The sequence below is a fragment of the Shimwellia pseudoproteus genome (assembly GCF_016415625.1).
Classification (GTDB): domain Bacteria; phylum Pseudomonadota; class Gammaproteobacteria; order Enterobacterales; family Enterobacteriaceae; genus Shimwellia; species Shimwellia pseudoproteus.
On the sequence record NZ_WBXP01000003.1, the window covers coordinates 116,571 to 133,831 of the forward strand.

Annotated in this window: 18 protein-coding genes; 11 read left to right on the plus strand and 7 right to left on the minus strand. The window is 57.9% G+C overall.

The genetic code is table 11. The annotated features are described in order from the left end of the window. Entirely contained in the window at positions 1 to 795 is a 795-nt protein-coding gene (locus F9C28_RS02760; RefSeq protein WP_199013641.1) for an ABC transporter permease subunit, read from the plus strand. 9 nt (positions 796 to 804) lie between these two features. Here the strand turns inward: F9C28_RS02760 and F9C28_RS02765 are convergent, their stop codons facing one another. The 4 genes from F9C28_RS02765 to F9C28_RS02780 all read right to left on the minus strand — a co-directional run bounded on the left by F9C28_RS02765 (position 805) and on the right by F9C28_RS02780 (position 4,885). Further along, on the minus strand, positions 805 to 1,320 hold the full coding sequence (locus tag F9C28_RS02765) for a heme-degrading domain-containing protein (RefSeq protein ID WP_199013643.1): 516 nt from the start codon (positions 1,318 to 1,320) through the stop codon (positions 805 to 807). A gap of 12 nt (positions 1,321 to 1,332) precedes the next feature. Beyond that, positions 1,333 to 2,658: an MFS transporter gene (locus tag F9C28_RS02770; RefSeq protein WP_199013644.1), complete on the minus strand. Its 1,326-nt coding sequence runs from the start codon at positions 2,656 to 2,658 to the stop codon at positions 1,333 to 1,335. A 104-nt stretch (positions 2,659 to 2,762) separates the two neighbouring features. Further along, positions 2,763 to 3,725, minus strand: coding sequence for a 2-hydroxyacid dehydrogenase (locus F9C28_RS02775; RefSeq protein ID WP_199013646.1), 963 nt, complete (start codon positions 3,723 to 3,725; stop codon positions 2,763 to 2,765). A 167-nt stretch (positions 3,726 to 3,892) separates the two neighbouring features. Beyond that, entirely contained in the window at positions 3,893 to 4,885 is a 993-nt protein-coding gene (locus F9C28_RS02780) for a LacI family DNA-binding transcriptional regulator (RefSeq protein WP_199013647.1), read from the minus strand. A 331-nt stretch (positions 4,886 to 5,216) separates the two neighbouring features. Between F9C28_RS02780 and idnO the strand changes: the two genes are divergently transcribed. The 6 genes from idnO to F9C28_RS02810 all read left to right on the plus strand — a co-directional run bounded on the left by idnO (position 5,217) and on the right by F9C28_RS02810 (position 10,990). Next, the gene (idnO, locus tag F9C28_RS02785) at positions 5,217 to 5,981 is read left to right on the plus strand and encodes a gluconate 5-dehydrogenase (protein WP_199013648.1); all 765 of its coding nucleotides are present in this window, start codon (positions 5,217 to 5,219) and stop codon (positions 5,979 to 5,981) included. 12 nt (positions 5,982 to 5,993) lie between these two features. Then, positions 5,994 to 6,497, plus strand: coding sequence for a gluconokinase (locus F9C28_RS02790; protein WP_199013649.1), 504 nt, complete (start codon positions 5,994 to 5,996; stop codon positions 6,495 to 6,497). Between the two features lie 32 nt (positions 6,498 to 6,529). Continuing rightward, positions 6,530 to 7,000 (plus strand): YhcH/YjgK/YiaL family protein, encoded by a 471-nt coding sequence (locus tag F9C28_RS02795; RefSeq protein WP_199013650.1) that lies wholly within the window; start codon positions 6,530 to 6,532, stop codon positions 6,998 to 7,000. A gap of 329 nt (positions 7,001 to 7,329) precedes the next feature. Beyond that, complete coding sequence (gene uxuA, locus F9C28_RS02800) at positions 7,330 to 8,514, plus strand: mannonate dehydratase (RefSeq protein WP_199013651.1); 1,185 nt, start codon at positions 7,330 to 7,332, stop codon at positions 8,512 to 8,514. Positions 8,515 to 8,613: 99 nt separating this feature from the next. Next, a complete protein-coding gene (locus F9C28_RS02805) occupies positions 8,614 to 10,083 on the plus strand; it encodes a fructuronate reductase (protein WP_199013652.1) in 1,470 nt (489 codons plus the stop codon). Positions 10,084 to 10,219: 136 nt separating this feature from the next. Continuing rightward, positions 10,220 to 10,990 carry a GntR family transcriptional regulator gene (locus tag F9C28_RS02810; protein WP_199013654.1) on the plus strand — a complete coding sequence of 257 codons (771 nt, stop codon included), beginning with the start codon at positions 10,220 to 10,222 and terminating at the stop codon, positions 10,988 to 10,990. A gap of 16 nt (positions 10,991 to 11,006) precedes the next feature. Here F9C28_RS02810 and qseC read toward each other — a convergent pair whose 3' ends face one another. Both qseC and qseB read right to left on the minus strand, forming a co-directional pair. Then, the gene (gene qseC / locus F9C28_RS02815; RefSeq protein WP_199013656.1) at positions 11,007 to 12,365 is read right to left on the minus strand and encodes a quorum sensing histidine kinase QseC; all 1,359 of its coding nucleotides are present in this window, start codon (positions 12,363 to 12,365) and stop codon (positions 11,007 to 11,009) included. After that, a complete protein-coding gene (qseB, locus tag F9C28_RS02820) occupies positions 12,362 to 13,024 on the minus strand; it encodes a quorum sensing response regulator transcription factor QseB (RefSeq protein ID WP_199013663.1) in 663 nt (220 codons plus the stop codon). The genes qseC and qseB overlap by 4 nt, the downstream gene beginning before the upstream one ends. Positions 13,025 to 13,255: 231 nt before the next feature. Between qseB and F9C28_RS02825 the strand changes: the two genes are divergently transcribed. The 3 genes from F9C28_RS02825 to F9C28_RS02835 all read left to right on the plus strand — a co-directional run bounded on the left by F9C28_RS02825 (position 13,256) and on the right by F9C28_RS02835 (position 15,612). Beyond that, positions 13,256 to 13,660, plus strand: coding sequence for a YgiW/YdeI family stress tolerance OB fold protein (locus tag F9C28_RS02825; RefSeq protein WP_199013665.1), 405 nt, complete (start codon positions 13,256 to 13,258; stop codon positions 13,658 to 13,660). A 228-nt stretch (positions 13,661 to 13,888) separates the two neighbouring features. Next, a complete protein-coding gene (locus F9C28_RS02830) occupies positions 13,889 to 14,341 on the plus strand; it encodes a hypothetical protein (RefSeq protein ID WP_199013666.1) in 453 nt (150 codons plus the stop codon). A 386-nt stretch (positions 14,342 to 14,727) separates the two neighbouring features. Next, positions 14,728 to 15,612 carry a DHHA2 domain-containing protein gene (locus tag F9C28_RS02835; protein WP_199013668.1) on the plus strand — a complete coding sequence of 295 codons (885 nt, stop codon included), beginning with the start codon at positions 14,728 to 14,730 and terminating at the stop codon, positions 15,610 to 15,612. 36 nt (positions 15,613 to 15,648) lie between these two features. On the opposite strand, the gene F9C28_RS02840 is transcribed toward F9C28_RS02835, so the two are convergent. Next, entirely contained in the window at positions 15,649 to 16,542 is an 894-nt protein-coding gene (locus F9C28_RS02840) for a LysR family transcriptional regulator (RefSeq protein WP_199013670.1), read from the minus strand. A gap of 96 nt (positions 16,543 to 16,638) precedes the next feature. Here F9C28_RS02840 and F9C28_RS02845 point away from each other — a divergent pair, with 96 nt between their 5' ends. Then, the gene (locus tag F9C28_RS02845) at positions 16,639 to 17,139 is read left to right on the plus strand and encodes a lactoylglutathione lyase family protein (protein ID WP_233148872.1); all 501 of its coding nucleotides are present in this window, start codon (positions 16,639 to 16,641) and stop codon (positions 17,137 to 17,139) included. The last annotated feature ends 122 nt before the right edge of the window (positions 17,140 to 17,261 follow it).

The window sequence follows — 17,261 nt, forward strand, 5'->3', positions numbered from 1 at the left end:
ATGACCGGGTCCCGTTATGGCGCGCGCCTTGCCGCCTTGCTCGCCATCCTGCTGTTTTGCCTGTTCTTCTTACTGCCGCTGGTGGTCATTTTGATGTCCAGCCTCAGCCAGCAGTGGAATGGCGTGATCCCCGAGGGGTTTACCCTGCGCCACTATGTGGCGGCCCTCAGCGGCGGCAGCTGGCACAACCTGGTAAACAGCCTGATTATCGGCGTAACCGCCAGCCTGTTTGCCCTGGTTTGCGGCAGCCTGGCGGCCCTGGCCCTGCGCCAGTACAGCGCCTTCTGGCAACGTAAACTGAGTATGCTGTTCTACCTGCCCAGCGCTATCCCGTCGGTATCCGTGGGGCTGGGGCTACTGGTGGCGTTCAGCCAGGGGCCTTTGCAGATGAACGGCACCTTTTATATTGTTCCGGCGGCCCATTTTATTCTGGTCTGCGCCTTTACGTTCAGCCACCTGAGTGCCGGGCTGGCCTGCCTGCCTAAAGACACCGAACAGGTGGCGGCCAGCCTGGGGGCATCACCCGGTTACCGGCTGCGCCATATTACGCTGCCGTTACTGACGCCGTGGATGATCTCAGCCCTTGCCCTAAGCCTGTCACTGTCAATGGGGGAACTGGGGGCCACCATGATGATCTACCCGCCGGGGTGGAGCACGCTACCGGTGGCGATTTTCGGCCTGACGGATCGGGGGAATATTGCCGACAGCGCGGCGCTGACCATCATTCTGGTGGCGGTCACGCTGCTGATTATGGTGAAGCTGGAGCGGCTGGCCCATCTGCCGGGACGGGCCTGAGCCGTGAGGTTAGCGGGGGGCCACCGGTTGCCACTCTGCCAGCGGCTGTCCGGCAGCGGCCCACAGGGTACGCACCACCAGATTATGATCGTCCCGCTGGGGCGCGCCAGACACCGTTACTGTGCCAATCATCCCGCAGCCGGTAAGCTGGAGCGGGTAACTGCCGCCAAACGGGGCATAATCCCGGGGGCTGACCCCGTAGCGGGCCTCCAGGGTGGTCTGGCGCTGCTCCAGCATCAGCCCCGCCTCCCAGGAACTGATCCCCAGCAGATCCACCAGATTGCGTTTGCGCCGCACCCAGTCAATATTTTCGCCGCTGGCCCCGGGTAACAGGGCGCTGAACAGGCAACTGCGGTTCACGGTGATATCAATCGCCATCGGGTAACCGGCCTGTAAGGCGGCCTGATAGAGGCTATTGCCCAGCGCCCAGGCATCGCGGCTATCAAAATGGCTCAACCAGGTGCGCTGGCGCTGGGTGTCACACAGGGCTATCTGTTGTTCAAGGGCAGACGGTTGTAGTGTCATGACAGGCTCCGGTTAACTGTGTTTGGGTTGCGCACGGTTCGGTTCCGCATCCGGGGCCGGTGTCTTAGGTGTATCGCTGGCCGACAAATCACACCCTTTCGGCAGCAGGAAGGTCAGGGTTCCCGCCAGCAGCAGCGACGCCGCCAGGGCACACACCGCCACGTTCTGGCCATACAGATAAATCATCACCCCCACAAGGTATGGCCCGCAGAACCCGCCGAGGTTGCCCAGGCCATTGATCACCCCTCTGGCGCTGCCCGCCACTTCCGGGGCGGCAATACGCCCGGGAATCGACCAAAAAGGACTGGTGGCCGCTTTCAGGAAGAAACCGCACACCACCAGGGCGATATAGGCCGCCACCACATTGTCACGCAGCACCACCGAGGCCAGCAGCGCAGCGGCAAAACTATACAGTGAGATACGCACCCACAGGCGGCGCTTGCCGCTGCGGTCACTGAACAGGGAGATAACATAGATCCCGGCCAGGGTGGCAATAAACGGCAGGATTGCCAGCATCCCGACACCGGCCATATTGGCCCCGGTGAGGTTTTTGAGAATGGTCGGCAACCACAGGGTGTAGCCATAGTCCCCGGTCTGGTAAAAGAAGTTCAGCACCACCAGGCGCATCAGGCCCTTGTTACGGAACACCGCCTTTAATGGCGCATTGGCCACCGGTTCGATCCCCTGGCGGGCCTGGCGCTCTCTGCCCAGCTCAGTTAGCAGGTATTCCCGTTCTTTGGCCGGTAGCCAGCGGGCTTCTTCCGGGCGATCGCTGATAACCAGCCACCAGATGGTCAGCACCACGATGGACAGCAACCCTTCGATAATAAACAGCCAGCGCCAGTCGAGGGCGGCAATAATCGCGCCGGAGACCGGGGCGGTGAGCATACCGCCCAGCGGGGCAAACATCATCACAAAGGCATTGGCCCGGCCCAGCTCTTTTTCCGGGAACCAGTTGCTCACCATGGTCAGTACCACCGGCAGCATGCCCCCTTCAGACACCCCGAGAATAAACCGCAGGGTCAACAGTTGATATTCGTGGGTAACAAACCCGGTGGCAATAGAAACAACAGCCCAGGCCACCAGTGACCAGGCAATAAAACGTTTACCGCTGCCGTAAACCGCAATGCGCCCGCCGGGTATCTGGAGAAATAAATAACCAATAAAAAATATCCCGCTGGCGACACCGGCCATTTGGCTGGTAATACCTAAATCCTGCTCCATACCGCCAGGTAAGGCAAAACTAATATTTACCCGATCCATAAATGACATAATACAGGCAATAAGGATCGGCGCGATAACCCGCACCCAGCGAGTCCCTGGTATTTTATCGTTCATATTAATTTCCCGGTTATATTTCACTACCACCGGAATAGACCGGTGGCAGCCGGTTAACATGGCCAGCAAGAATATGCTGTATTTTATTGGTGAGAAAAATACGGTTACTTAATCAGCCCGGGAATATCCTGGTGATTAAAATAGCCCGCTAAATTCGCCAGTACCGAAGCGCTCATGGCCTGGCGGGTTTCGACAGTGGCGCTGGCAACATGGGGCTGCAACAGCACATTATCCAGGTCATAAAAGGCCGCCGGAACATGGGGCTCATTTTCAAAAACGTCCAGCGCCGCCCCGGCGATAACATGCTGCTGTAACGCGACGATCAGCGCCGCCTCATCCACCAGGCTGCCCCGGGCAATGTTAATCAGCCAGGCGTGGTCCGGCATCACGTTAAACACGCTGGCATCAATAATGCCCTTATTTTCCGCACTGCCGGAGGCGGCCACCACCAGAAAATCGCTCTCGTGGGCCAGGGTGTGCAAGTCGGCGCACCACTGGTAATCCAGGGCGCCGTTGCGCTGACGATCGGTGTACAGAATGGTCATATCAAACCCCCGGGCGCGGCGGGCAATGGCCTGGCCAATATTGCCCATCCCGAAGATCCCGATGCGCTTACCGCTCACTTTGGTGGCCAGCGGCGGCGCGGCATTCTCCCAGCGGCCTTCGCGGACAAAGCGGTCCCCCTGGCACAGGCGGCGGCTGGCGGCCAGTAATAGCCCGAGGGCGAGGTCGGCAACGTCGTCGGTCAGTACCCCGGCGGTGATCCCCACCCGGATATTGCGCTGCCGGGCGTAGGCCATATCAATGGCATCCGTCCCGACCCCGAATACCGCAATCATCCCGACGTCGGGCAACTGGGCGAGGATGTCCCGGCTGATGCCGACATCCCCCCGGGTGACCACTGCGCTTATCCCGGCGCCGGACTGGGCCAGGAAAGCGGCAACGTCGGTTTGTTCGTACAGCCGGAAGACCCGGTAGTTAGCGTCCAGCGCAGTCTGTAGTGCGTCCATTACCGGGGCGACCAGTAATACCGTAGGCAGTGTGTGGTGTTGCGTTTCTGTGTGCATAGATGCGGTCCTGTTTGAAAGGCCAATAGCGTATGTCCTGTATCAAACGTTTTTTTACCGCTTATTTTTGCGATCTACATCACGCCAGATAGTGTTAAAAAACGCTGTTACCGTTGGCGTGATCTGGCAGGCAAAATCCGGACAGTTAACAGGGGTTAGCACCGGTATTAAATGGTCTCACCCATCGACAGCCGGTAGTGAAGATCAACCCGTTCGATGGTGGGCAATCCTTTGATTTTTTTAATCAACAGTTCGGTGGCGATTTTGCCCATTTCGAAGCGCGGGGTCAGTACACTGGCCAGGCGCGGCGTGGTAACCTGGCCGATTTCCAGGCCGTGGAACCCGGCAATGGCCAGCTGTTCCGGCACCGGGATCCCGCTGGCGCGGCATTCGCGCAGCACCCCAACCGCCAGATCGTCATTGGTGCACAATATCCCGTCCATGTCCGGGTACATCTGGCGCGCCAGGGTCATCATCCCGGTACCCATAGTGACTGAGGAGATCTTACCCGGCGTAATACGCCCGGCGCTTAACCCCGCTTCGCTCATGGCCTGGCAGTAACCGGCGTAGCGCTGCTCATCGCGCACGTCAGACATCGAGCCAAAGTAAATAATCTGCCGTTTGCCGCTGGCCAGCAGCATGCGGGTCATATCCAGCCCGGCGCGGAAGTTATCAAACCCCACGTTGATGCGCCCGGGGTTTTCCGCCAGCCCCATCACTTCCGCGATGGGGATTTTGGTGCTGCGCAGGTATTTTTCGGCGCGCACACTGTGCACGCTTTCAGTCAGTAGCAGCGCTTTCACATTGAACGCCAGCACCGTGGCAATTTGTTCTTCTTCTTTCTGGCTGTCGTAGTCGTAATTCACCACCAGGGTCTGGTAGCCCTGGGCGGCGGCGGCGGTTTCTACCCCGGCCAGCAGATCGGCAAAGATCTGGTTATTAAACGACGGCACCAGCACCCCGATGCGCTCAATGGCATTGCTGTTAATCGCGGCGTTATCCGGGTCCGGCTGGTAGCCCACCTCTTCAATGACGCTGGCGATGCGCTGGGCGGTTTCCGGTTTTACTTTATCCGGGGTGCGTAAATAGCGGCTGACCGTCATTTTTGTTACACCCGCCAGGGTGGCAATATCATTCAGTGTTATGCGCTGCACTTTCATTATGTCTGCCAGAGGTCAACGGGGGAGTGTCCCTCATTATGCCTGCCGCCGGGGTAAATGGAAATCACCGTTCCGGTGAGCATTAGTGCGGCCAGCGGCGGATTTTCTGCCGCAGATCACAGGGAAAGTAACGCCGTTCCGTAACATCTTTTTGAGTGATCTATATCACAGTTTTACCCGGGTAAAAAACGTGAGATAGACAGCAGATTAATTCGCCACGCTACCGATATCTAACCGGGCTGGCATTTATTCATCACCGTCACGGGTGATAACTATCCGCAAAATGGGTATTTATTTCCGCTGATAACCGCGACAAAAATGGGGCACCGCCATGAACGATCTTTTTAGCTTGCAGAATAAACGTATTTTAATTACCGGTTCTGGTCAGGGTATTGGATTTACCATGGCTCAGGGTCTGGCAAAATATGGCGCGGAAATTATTATTAATGATATTTCGAGCGAACGGGCCGAGAGTGCCGCCGCCAGTTTAAAAAACGCCGGTTATAAAGCGCATATTGCGGTATTTAATGTTACCGACCCGCAAGACGTTGACCAGGCCATTGAAAATATCGAAACCAATATTGGGCCAATCGACGTCTTATTTAATAACGCCGGTATTCAGCGGCGCCATAAGTTTACCGAATTTCCGGTCAGTGACTGGAACGCCGTGGTGGCGGTAAACCAGACCGCGGTGTTTTTAGTCTCCCAGGCGGTGGCCAAACGGATGATCGAACGCCGGCAGGGCAAAATCGTTAATATCTGCTCAATGCAGAGCGAACTGGGCCGCGACACCATCACCCCTTACGCCGCCGCAAAAGGGGCGGTGAAAATGCTCACCCGCGGCATGTGCGTGGAACTGGCGCGTTATAACATCCAGGTCAACGGCATCGCCCCGGGGTATTTCAAAACCGCCATGACCCAATCCCTGGTAGAAGACAGCGCCTTTACCGACTGGTTATGCAAACGGACCCCGGCGGCCCGCTGGGGCGATCCTGAGGAACTGGTCGGCGCGGCGGTGTTTTTGTCGTCTAACGCCTCTAATTTCGTCAATGGTCATCTGCTGTTTGTGGACGGCGGTATGCTGGTGGCGGTGTAAGGGGGCGACAACATGGCGGGTCAGTGCATTATCGTAATGGGCGTCTCCGGCACCGGGAAATCCACCGTTGGGCTGGCGCTTTCCCGGGCCCTGCAGGCCAAATTTATTGACGGGGATGACCTTCATCCCCGCACCAATATCGACAAAATGGCAGCGGGCCAGGCGCTGGATGACAACGACCGCCAGCCCTGGCTGGGCAGATTGTCTGATGTTATCTACAGCCTGGAGCAGAAAAACGAAACCGGGGTGCTGGTGTGTTCCGCCCTGAAAAAGTGCTACCGGGATCGGTTACGCGCCGGCAATCAGCACGTGCGGTTTTTATGGCTGCACGGGGATTTTGAACGGGTCATGGCGCGGATGCGCCAGCGTCAGGGCCACTTTATGCCGGAAGCGCTGCTCCAGAGCCAGTTTTCCACCCTCGAAGCCCCCGGGCTGGACGAGCCGGATGTGCTGGCGGTGGATATTGCCCCGCCGGTTGAGAACATTGTCAGCCAGTGTGTTCACCAGTTGCGCTAACCCCGCATTCACCCACGATCAGGACCTAAACAATGATTATTGATGCCTTAGCCACTGCGGCGACTAACCCACTCTACCCGGCGGCCATTCGCCAGATGCTGGCCACCATTATTGAACACCGCCCGGCCGAGCTGCCCGCCGGGCACTACCAGGTACAGGGGAAACAGATGTTTTTCAACGTGGTGGAGGGTGAAACCAAACCGCTTGAGAGCCAGAAGCCCGAATTCCACCGCCAGTATCTCGACATCCATATTGTCCTCGAGGGCAATGAAGTGATCGGGGCCGGGGTGCTGGGGCTGCCGCTGACCCTGAGCGAGCCTTTTAACGATGCTCATGACCTCGGCTTCTGCCCGGCTATCCCCGGTGAAACGCTGATCCATCTGCAGCCCGGTGAGCTGGCGGTTATCTTCCCCGGCGAACTGCACCGGCCGATGGCCACCTGCCAGACACCGGCCGCACTGCGCAAAATTGTTGCCAAAATCGACTGCGCGCTGCTGAGCTAAGCCGCCAGACACCCCGTGTGACTCCCCTGACAGACGCACAACTGCGGGCCACTCCCCCCTCTTGCGGGCAGTGGTCTGCCAGGTACCGCCCCTCCCCTTATCCCTGTAAATAGCCGGTGATTTATTGTGGCTTAAATCAATGCTGGCATACCAAAAATTTGATCAACCCGTCATTTGGTTGACCAATTTAGCGAAGTTGGTTGACAGCTTTTGCTAATTGGTCGATGTTAGGCCCCATCAGCGGTAGCCATGTTGCTCACCTGGTATACCGCCCCCCATTATCTGCTCTCTGGCCCGCTCCGGAGGCATCACTGAAGAAGGAAGGTAAGATGAAACAAACCTGGCGCTGGTATGGTCCTAATGATCCGGTCACTCTGTCAGACGTTCGTCAGGCCGGTGCGACCGGTGTGGTTACCGCTCTGCACCATATCCCTAACGGTGAGATCTGGTCGGTTGATGAGATAATGAAGCGTAAAGCCATCGTCGAAGCGGCGGGCCTGGAGTGGTCTGTGGTGGAGAGTGTGCCCATCCATGAAGACATCAAAACCCATTCCGGCCAGTACGATGTGTGGATCCAGAACTACCAGCAGACCCTGCGTAACCTGGCACAGTGCGGTATCTACACCGTGTGCTACAACTTTATGCCGGTGCTGGACTGGACCCGTACCGACCTGGCATACCAATTACCGGATGGCTCCAGAGCGCTGCGTTTTGACCAGATCGAATTTGCCGCCTTCGAGCTGCATATTCTGAAACGCCCGGGTGCCGAAGCAGACTACACCGCCGACGAAATTAGCCAGGCCGCCGCGCGTTTTGCCGCCATGAGCGCCGCCGACATTGAACGCCTGACCGGCAATATTATTGCCGGCCTGCCGGGTGCCGAAGAGGGCTACACCCTTGATCAGTTCCGCGCCCATCTGGATCGCTACCGCGATATTGATAAAGCCAAACTGCGCGAAAACTTTGCCTACTTTCTGAAAGCTATCACCGCCGTTGCGGATGAAGTCGGCGTGCGTATGGCGGTACACCCGGATGATCCGCCGCGCCCGATCCTCGGCCTGCCGCGTATTGTGTCGACCATCGACGATATGCAGTGGATGGTGGATACGGTGAACAGCCCGGCGAACGGTTTTACCATGTGCACCGGCTCTTACGGCGTCCGTGCTGACAACGACCTGGTCGATATGATTAAGCAGTTTGGCCCGCGCATTTACTTTACCCATCTGCGCTCCACCCTGCGGGAAGATAATCCAAAAACCTTCCACGAAGCGGCGCACCTGATGGGCGACGTGGACATGTACGAAGTGGTGAAAGCCATTGTCGAAGAAGAACACCGCCGGGAAGACGCCGGTAACCCGGATCTTATCCCGATGCGCCCGGATCACGGCCACCAGATGCTGGATGATCTGAAAAAGAAAACCAACCCTGGCTACTCTGCCATTGGCCGCCTGAAAGGCCTGGCCGAAGTCCGCGGTGTTGAGCTGGCTATCCAGCGCGCCTTCTTTAGCAAATAAGCCACGCGGGGGCCTGGCCCCCGCTGTTTTCCAGCCCTATTTTCCGCTTTTATTTTCGTGACTGTCCTGGCGGGCAGGGACGAAACACAGGAGTTACTCATGGAACAGAACGTCGCTAACGCCACCCTTTCTGTGGCCCGTCCGCAGTGGGATCGCAACCGTCTTGAGGCCCGTATTGTCCACCTGGGCTGCGGTGCCTTCCACCGCGCTCACCAGGCCCTGTATACCCATCACCTGCTGGAAACCACCGACAGTGACTGGGGCTACTGCGAAGTGAACCTGATGCCGGGCAATGACGCCCGCCTGATTCAGGCCCTGAAGGACCAGAATATGCTGTATACCGTGGCAGAGCGCGGTGCCGGGAGCACAGAGCTGAAAGTGATCGGCTCAATGAAAGAAGCCCTGCACCCGGAATTTGACGGCTGCGACGGGATACTGAACGCCATGGCCCGCCCGGAAACGGCGATTGTCTCCCTGACGGTCACCGAAAAAGGCTACTGCATTGATGCCGCCAGCGGCAAACTGGACCTCAATAACAGCATGGTCCAGCATGACCTGGCTAACCCGCACCAGCCGAAATCCGCCATCGGTTATATCATCGAGGCGCTGGCTATTCGTCGGGAACACGGCCTCAATGGCTTTACCGTGATGTCCTGCGACAACCTGCGTGAGAATGGCCATGCGGCCCGGGCGGCGGTACTTGGCCTGGCCGAGGCCCGCTGCCCGGCGCTGGCGGCCTGGATTGCCGAACAGGTAACCTTCCCGTGCACCATGGTTGACCGCATTGTACCGGCCGCCACCGACGAGGCCCTGCAACAGATTGCCGACCAGCTTGGGGTATACGATCCCTGCGCCATCGCCTGCGAACCGTTCCGCCAGTGGGTCATCGAAGACAACTTCGTTAATGGCCGCCCGGACTGGGATCGCGTGGGCGCCCAGTTTGTGGCCGACGTGGTCCCCTTCGAGATGATGAAACTGCGGATGCTAAACGGCAGCCACTCCTTCCTGGCGTACCTCGGTTACCTTGCCGGGTATGAGACGATCGCCGATACCATGACTAATCCGGCGTACCGCAACGCGGCCCGTGCCCTGATGCTCAATGAACAGGCCCCGACCCTGTCGATGCCGGAAGGCACCGATCTGGTGGGCTACGCTGACCTGCTGATTGACCGTTTTACCAACCCGTCACTGCGCCACCGCACCTGGCAGATTGCCATGGACGGTAGCCAGAAATTACCGCAGCGCATGCTGGACCCGGTGCGAATCCACCTGAAAAACGGTGACGACTTCCGCCACCTGACCCTCGGTGTTGCCGGCTGGATGCGCTACGTTAGCGGTGTTGACGAACAAGGCAATGCCATTGACATTCAGGACCCGCTGGCGGCACGTTACCAGGAAATTCACCGCCAGCACCAGGCCCCGGAAGCCCGGGTCCGGGCATTGCTGGATATTGATGCCATTTTCGGCCAGGACTTACCGGGTAACGCCCAGTTTGTCAGCGCCGTCACGGCGGCTTACCTGGCACTGCTGAGCAACGGCGCCCGCGCCACTGTTGAAGCGCTGGGCTAACCGCAAGCCCCTTACCGGTGCCCTGAACGCGGCACCGGTGTTTTTGATAGCGAACCGCCCACAGCGGTGTTATCGTCCGGCCGTTCTCTTATAACCGCCCCCCGGCAAACATTGCGCGACATAAAGTGATGCCATCATGAAACAGACCACGCTTCAACAACGCCCGTATCAGGAAGTCGGCACATTACTGCGGGCGATGATCGTTGATAACGCCTATCGCACCGGCGACCGTCTGCCCCCGGAACGGGAAATAGCCGAGCGGCTGAACGTCAGCCGTACCGTGGTACGCGAAGCGCTGATTATGCTGGAGCTGGAAGGGATCATTGATGTGCGGCGCGGGGCGGGCATTTATATCACCCGTTTGCCCGGTGATGCCACAGGCAGCGCCCTGCCAGCGGCACACCACCAGTGTAACAATGCCGGCCCGTTTGAATTACTCCAGGCCCGTCAGTTGCTGGAGAGCAATATTGCCGAGTTTGCCGCGCTGCAGGCCACCCGGGGCGACATTATGAAAATGCGCGCCGCCCTGCATATGCAGCAGCAGGATCTGGCCGCCGACAGCCACGAGCAGGGGGATGAAGCGTTCCACCTGGCCATTGCCGAAGCGACCCACAACACCATGCTGGTGGAGCTGTTTAAGCAATCCTGGCAGTGGCGGGAGAATAACCCGATGTGGATCCAGCTACACAGCCATCTGAAAGATACCCAGTACCGTCAGGAATGGCTGGTGGACCACCAGCACATCCTCGCCGCACTGATCAAAAAAAACGCCCAGGCCGCCAAGCTGGCCATGTGGCAGCACCTGGAAAATGTCAAAACCCGGCTGCTGGCGCTGTCTGATGTTGATGATATTAACTTTGACGGCTACTTGTTTGACTCCTGGCCGCTGGCCGCGCGCCGGCCGTAAGCACGCGGCCCGCCCCTCAGTGCCAGGTTAACTCCACACAGAACCCCGCGGTTTCACCATTGCGAAAACGGGTGGTCATCCCGTGCAGCGTCGCAATACGCTGCACAATCGACAGCCCCAGGCCGCTGCCGGTTTTTTCCTGACCCGGTGGCCGGAAGAAGCGCTCACCAATACGTTGCAAATGCTCGGGGCTGACCCCGGGGCCGTTATCTTGCACACTGAACCCTTGTGCATCCAGCGTAATGTTCACCGTACTGCCCCGGGGGCTGTAGCGGATAGCATTGTCCAGCAGATTGCGCACCAGCAGCGCCATTAACAGCGGCTGGCCGCGCCGCGGCGTCGGAACCTGGCGAATATCCAGCACCAGCTCAATGCCGCTGGCCTGGGCCTTGTGGTAGTTATCCATCACCCCGGTTTGCAGCACATCCTGTAACGCGATGTCCTCCATCCCCTCCATCCCGGAGAGCGAGTCCAGCCGGGACAGGGTGAGCAGCTGATCCACTAAGCGCGTGGCGCGGTCGATACCCTCGGTGAGGTTGGTCAGCGCATGCCGGCGCATCTGGGTATCATCGTCGGCAAGCTGTGCCACCTCGGTTTGCACTTTCAGGGCAGACAGCGGGCTGCGTAGCTCGTGGGCCGCGTCGGACGTAAAGCGTCGCTCCCGCACCAGCATATCCCCGGTACGGGCAAACAGGTGGTTTAATGATTCCACCAGCGGCTGTACCTCACTGGGTAACGAGTCCACCGGGATCGGGGTTTCATCCTCGGGCTGGCGCAACCGCAGGCGCAGGGCCAGTTGTTTCAGGGGCTCCAGCTCCCGGGTAATCAGCCAGATAAGCAGCAGAATCATCACCGGCAGCGCCACCAGCCAGGGCAATAACTGGGCCTGGACAATATCCAGCGCCATGTCCTGGCGATATTCCCACTCCTGCCCGACCGCTATCCGGTATTTGCCATCGGCGGTGGTCAGCCACACCAGGCGCCACAAATCCTTATCACCCTCTAATTGGCCATCGATAAACCCGTCACGCTGATAGTCGTACTGGATATCGGGGCCGTTATCCCCGTCGTTCAGAACCATTTTTCCGTCACGGGTAAAAATCGCAAACGCCAGGGCGTCATCATCAAGATCCCCGTGGCTGTGGCGGATGATTTTTTTACTGCGCGGTAGCTGCGGGTCCTTGATGGTCAGCTCACTGATATCCAGTGCGGTCAGCCGTTTGGCAAACTGCATTTGCTGGGTGTCAAACAGCTCATCAATCGTGCCCCGGCTTTGGTTCCAGGCCAGCAGGCTGGCGCTGAACCAACTCAGGGCAATCAGCACGGTAAGCCCGAAGATCAAACGGCAGCGCAGGCTGCGGGTCAGGGATTTCATTCCGCCTCTCCCAGGGTGTAGCCGATGCCGTGTACCGTGCGGATAAACCCGCTGCCAAATTTTTTACGCAGATGATGGATATGCACTTCAATGGCATTACTGGAGACATCATCATCCCAGTTATAGATTTTCTCTTCGATCAGCGCCCGGGGTAACACCCGCCCGGCGTTACGCAACAGCAGTTCTAACAGGGCAAACTCTTTCGGCTTCAGGTGGACCGGCTGATCGCCGCTGCTCACGGTGAGTTTTACCGGGTCCAGCGAGACCGGGCCGTGGGTTAATAACAGTTGCACCTGGCCGTGGCGGCGGCGGATCAGCGCCTGCAGGCGGGCGGCCACTTCAATCAGGGCGAAAGGCTTACACAAATAGTCATCGGCCCCCTGTTGTAGCCCGGCCACCCGCTGCTCCAGAGCATCCCGGGCGGTTAACACCAGTACCGGTTCATCGTGCCCGCTCTGGCGCCAGGACCGTAAAATATCCAGGCCGTCCATCCCGGGCAGGCTGAGATCCAGTACCACCGCATCATAGGGGGCGGCATCTAATGCGCTTAGCCCTTGTTTGCCTTCCGTGAACCAGTCGACGCTGAACCCCATTTTCATTAAACCGGCTTTGATACCGTCGCCGATGAGCTTGTCGTCTTCAATGAGCAGCACGCGCATGGTCGTCTCTCTTATATCCTTGTGTTATATCTGTCTATCTAACTATCTGGCGCCGGCATTGTACAGCGTAATGCCGCATTGTTCCGGCCTGGCCGGCAGTTTTGAAAAACACCCGCGCCGGGGGCTGATGCTTAAGATTTCGTTAAGAACTGTTTGTTGTAATGCATTCCGAAGACCACACACACCGATGACTGACTCTGCAATACGCAGGATAACCCGAGGGAAAAAACGATGAAAAAAACAGCAGCCTTATTAGCCATTCTCGCGGTCTGCAGTGCACCTGTTCTGGCACAGAATGGCGGCTTTGTCGGCCCGAACGCCACCGGGGCGACCACCACCCAGGCCCAGGCCAAAGGCGGTTTTAACGGGCCAAGCGCCGGGGTTTCCACCGTAGAAAAAGCCAAAACCATGAATGACGATAGCTGGGTAACCCTGCGCGGCCATATCGAACAGCGTACCGGCAACGATGACTACCTCTTTCGCGATGCGACCGGCACCATCAGCGTGGATATCGACGATAAACGCTGGAACGGCCTGACCATTACCCCGAAAGATACCGTTGAATTACAGGGTGAAATTGATAAGGACCACAACAGTATTGAGCTGGATGTCAAAACCATCACCAAAGTGAACTGAGTTACCCCCCTGACCGCGGGCCGGAACCGCACACATTAACGGCCCGCGAATCATCACCTGTCTGCCCCGCCTGTTGCGCCCCGGCAGCAGGAAATAAATGCGCATTTCCTCCCATCACCCGTTGCCGGTGATACACTGGCAGTATCTGCTGCAACCAGAGGCGTTTCGCTTATCCTGGCAACCACGGCGGCCATGCCGTCCGGTTATTGCTTACTCTCAGGAGGCATTATGGATACTGGATCATTCACTATTGGTGCAGATAACATCCGCTTCACCGTTCCCGGGGTGACCTTGCCTGTCGGGTATCACGCACTCATCCAGCGCTATTTTCACCACACAATACCGTCACCGGGTGAGGTAGAAATGGCCATCAACGCGATTGAAGACGCCCTCCAGGCCGCGCCACAGTTACACACTACCCCCAGCCGGACAACCTGCGCAGACCATTTCCTGAAAGAGATAGCCACCGTGGCCGGTGTCTCGGCCCGCCTGACCCAACAGGATATTGAGCAGGTGTTCAACCGGGTGGCGGATGTGATTGCCGGTAGCCCCCGCCAGCCGGGAGAATTTCCGGCAGACCCGGCGTTTATCGGCTATTTGTTAATCGTCCGGGAGCTGTCCCATCATCTGCATATTCAGGATATTTTCCTGACCCTGAATCAGCCGGCATTTGACGACTAACCCCTGGCCGCCAGCCCGGTGCGAATGAGACCGGGCTGGCCAAAAACCCATCATCCGGGCGGCAAATGGCGGCCGGGATCCGTGGCGGCGCCGGGTCAATAGGACAGGCCCCTATTACCGGCCGTAAAAACAGGCGAAACGTTGATCCAGTTACGGTTTGCCCGCAGAAAAATTTCAGACAACAACGCCAGGGATAGCCTATGGTTAGGCTGTTTGCATGAGATGCCCGCGTTATCTGGTGCCCCCGTCATCACACCGATTACGGCCCCCGGGGCGCGATACTCCCGGGAGAGCACGCGCGCGGCGGCGTCATTGCGTGTTTATTTTGTTAAATGGTGTGTTTCAGGCCCCAGGCCTGGCACCGAACCGACCCAACAGGATCATTTATGCTGTATGTTTTTGGCCATCTTAACCCCGATACTGACTCTATCTGCTCGGCCATTGTTGCCGCAGAGTGGCTGCATTTTCGCGGGGAAAAATGCCAGGCGTTTCGCCTGGGAGATATCAACCCGGAAACCCGCTTTGTACTCGAACAAGCAGGTGTCGCGGCCCCGGCGCTGCTCAGCGATGATCTGACTGACCGCAACGTGTGGCTGGTTGACTTCAGTGAGTTCGAACAGGGCCCTGATTCTCTGCCGCATGCCCAGATTCGTGGCATTATTGACCACCATCGCCTGGGTACGGTGATGACCAAAGAACCGGCCGATATTTGCGTGAAACCGCTGGGCTGCTGCTGCACCGTGCTGTGGCAACAGATCATGCTGGAGTCTGATATGCCGGTTTCCGGCCCGCAGGCTATCCTGATGCTGGGCGCTATCCTGAGCGATACCGTGGGGCTGACCTCTTCCACCACCACTGAGCAAGACCGCCACGCGGTAGATGCGCTGTTCGCCATTGCCGGTATCGACCGCACCACCTTTACCCGCCAGTTGCTGGATGCCAAAACCGATCTGTCCGGTTACAGCGCCGTTGAACTGCTGGATAAAGACGCCAAAAATTATCAGTTCGATGATAACACCGTCAAAGTGGCCCAGCTGGAAATCACCAGCCACAACGCCAACAGCGACCAGATGAAACAGACCATCAGCGCGCTGAAGCAAAGCACCCAGCCGACGGTGCTGATGCTAACCGAGATAGACACCCGCACTTCCCGCCTGTACTACTCCTGGGAGAGTGCCGATCAGCCGGTAGTGCTGGAAAATGCCATGAGCCGTAAAAAAGACGCCCTGCCGTGGCTGACCGAGAATAAACCCTGGAATAACCCGCGTTAATCTCCCCTGCGGGTGGCGCCCTGCCGCCCGCTTGCGTTATCTGTTAGCCACGTCCCCTTCCCCCGCGAGTGTCTGCTTCACCAGTTGGATCATCTGCTGAATACGGCGCGGCTGCGCAGAGTAACGCCGCTGCACCAGATAAACCGGTTCAAAAACCCGCTCCGCAAGGGGATGGATCCGGATATCCTGTTGCCGGTGAAAGGCTTCTGCCGCATAACGGGCCAGCACGGTAAACCCCAGGCCGTTGGCCACCGGCTCCAGAATCGCACTGATAATATTGCAAAACCCGTTGCGTTTCAGGTTATCCAGATGGTCAAACTGCGGGTAGTTGGCCTGCAATAACCGGGGAGCATTCCAGCCCGCATCCGGGTGGCTGATAAACCCCAGTTGCGTCAGGCTCTCCCAGTCCGGGGTGTGGCAACTGGCCGGTGTCACCAGCAGCAGCTCCTCCCGGGCAATCTCTTCGCATTGCAGTTCCGGCATCAGGGCGGGCCGGGTCAGCAAGGCCAGGTCTATCCGCCGCTCGACAATATCCCGCTCAATACTGTCATTGGGGCCGATGCGGTAATCTATCTCCAGGCCAGGGTATTCCGCCTGCCAGGCCAGCAGGTGCGGATAGAGTTTTAGCCCAAGACTGCCGGGGCTGGACAAGCAGCACACCCCGCGCCAGGGATCATCGTGGCGCACACTCAGGGCCAGGGCATCCAGCTCTGCCAGGATCTGGCGGCCTTTATGGAACACCGCCTCCCCTTCATGGGTCAGCATAAAACCTTTCCCCTGGCGGATCAGGAGATCTTTGCCGAGGCTATCCTCCAGCTTGCGAATATGCTGGCTTACCCCGGGTTGTGTCATATGGCGTTTTTCGGCGGTACGGGTGAAATGGCCGGTTTCTACCAGGGTGCAATAGGTCCTCAGCCAGTCAATATTCATAATAAAACCTTATTGAAATAATATTTTTTGATAATTATATCTTCTCATTCTGCCGGGGTATGCTGCTGCACACAAGTTAAGAATACCCATGAGGACATGATGAATCAGACCTATCCACGCAGTTTTTCCCATATTGGTTTGTCCGTGCCGGACCTTGATGCCGCAGTAAAATTTTATACTGAGGTGATGGGCTGGTATTTGATTATGGAGCCCACCACAATCCATCATGATGACAGCGCCATCGGCATCATGTGTGATGATGTATTCGGTAAAGGCTGGGGATCGTTTCGCATCGCCCACCTGGCCACCGGCGATAAGGTCGGGATCGAAATTTTCGAATTTCCTGCCGCCGAGACACCGGAAAACAATTTTGAATACTGGAAAACCGGGGTGTTTCATTTCTCCGTCCAGGATCCAAACCTTGAAGCGCTGGTTGAGAAAATCGTCGCCGCAGGCGGTAAACAGCGGATGCCGGTACGCTACTACTACCCGGGTGAGAAGCCTTACCGCATGGTGTATATGGAAGATCCGTTTGGCAATATCATTGAGATCTACTCCCACTCCTATGAGCTGACCTACAGCGCCGGAGCCTATTAATCTTATGGCCAGCGGGCGGGGCTAAATCACCCGCCCGCTGGCCAGTGCCCTGGCCCGGAGAATGAAGCCAGCTCACAACTCTGCATTTGTCCGCGCCCAAAGCGGATTTTCACATGGTAGGC

Bases quoted from the DNA above. Each gene is read 5' to 3' on its own strand.
- F9C28_RS02760 (WP_199013641.1), top strand. From the start codon at position 1: ATGACCGGGTCCCGTTATGGCGCGCGCCTTGCCGCCTTGCTCGCCATC.
- F9C28_RS02765 (WP_199013643.1), bottom strand. From the start codon at position 1,320: ATGACACTACAACCGTCTGCCCTTGAACAACAGATAGCCCTGTGTGAC.
- F9C28_RS02770 (WP_199013644.1), bottom strand. From the start codon at position 2,658: ATGAACGATAAAATACCAGGGACTCGCTGGGTGCGGGTTATCGCGCCG.
- F9C28_RS02775 (WP_199013646.1), bottom strand. From the start codon at position 3,725: ATGCACACAGAAACGCAACACCACACACTGCCTACGGTATTACTGGTC.
- F9C28_RS02780 (WP_199013647.1), bottom strand. From the start codon at position 4,885: ATGAAAGTGCAGCGCATAACACTGAATGATATTGCCACCCTGGCGGGT.
- idnO (WP_199013648.1), top strand. From the start codon at position 5,217: ATGAACGATCTTTTTAGCTTGCAGAATAAACGTATTTTAATTACCGGT.
- F9C28_RS02790 (WP_199013649.1), top strand. From the start codon at position 5,994: ATGGCGGGTCAGTGCATTATCGTAATGGGCGTCTCCGGCACCGGGAAA.
- F9C28_RS02795 (WP_199013650.1), top strand. From the start codon at position 6,530: ATGATTATTGATGCCTTAGCCACTGCGGCGACTAACCCACTCTACCCG.
- uxuA (WP_199013651.1), top strand. From the start codon at position 7,330: ATGAAACAAACCTGGCGCTGGTATGGTCCTAATGATCCGGTCACTCTG.
- F9C28_RS02805 (WP_199013652.1), top strand. From the start codon at position 8,614: ATGGAACAGAACGTCGCTAACGCCACCCTTTCTGTGGCCCGTCCGCAG.
- F9C28_RS02810 (WP_199013654.1), top strand. From the start codon at position 10,220: ATGAAACAGACCACGCTTCAACAACGCCCGTATCAGGAAGTCGGCACA.
- qseC (WP_199013656.1), bottom strand. From the start codon at position 12,365: ATGAAATCCCTGACCCGCAGCCTGCGCTGCCGTTTGATCTTCGGGCTT.
- qseB (WP_199013663.1), bottom strand. From the start codon at position 13,024: ATGCGCGTGCTGCTCATTGAAGACGACAAGCTCATCGGCGACGGTATC.
- F9C28_RS02825 (WP_199013665.1), top strand. From the start codon at position 13,256: ATGAAAAAAACAGCAGCCTTATTAGCCATTCTCGCGGTCTGCAGTGCA.
- F9C28_RS02830 (WP_199013666.1), top strand. From the start codon at position 13,889: ATGGATACTGGATCATTCACTATTGGTGCAGATAACATCCGCTTCACC.
- F9C28_RS02835 (WP_199013668.1), top strand. From the start codon at position 14,728: ATGCTGTATGTTTTTGGCCATCTTAACCCCGATACTGACTCTATCTGC.
- F9C28_RS02840 (WP_199013670.1), bottom strand. From the start codon at position 16,542: ATGAATATTGACTGGCTGAGGACCTATTGCACCCTGGTAGAAACCGGC.
- F9C28_RS02845 (WP_233148872.1), top strand. From the start codon at position 16,639: ATGATGAATCAGACCTATCCACGCAGTTTTTCCCATATTGGTTTGTCC.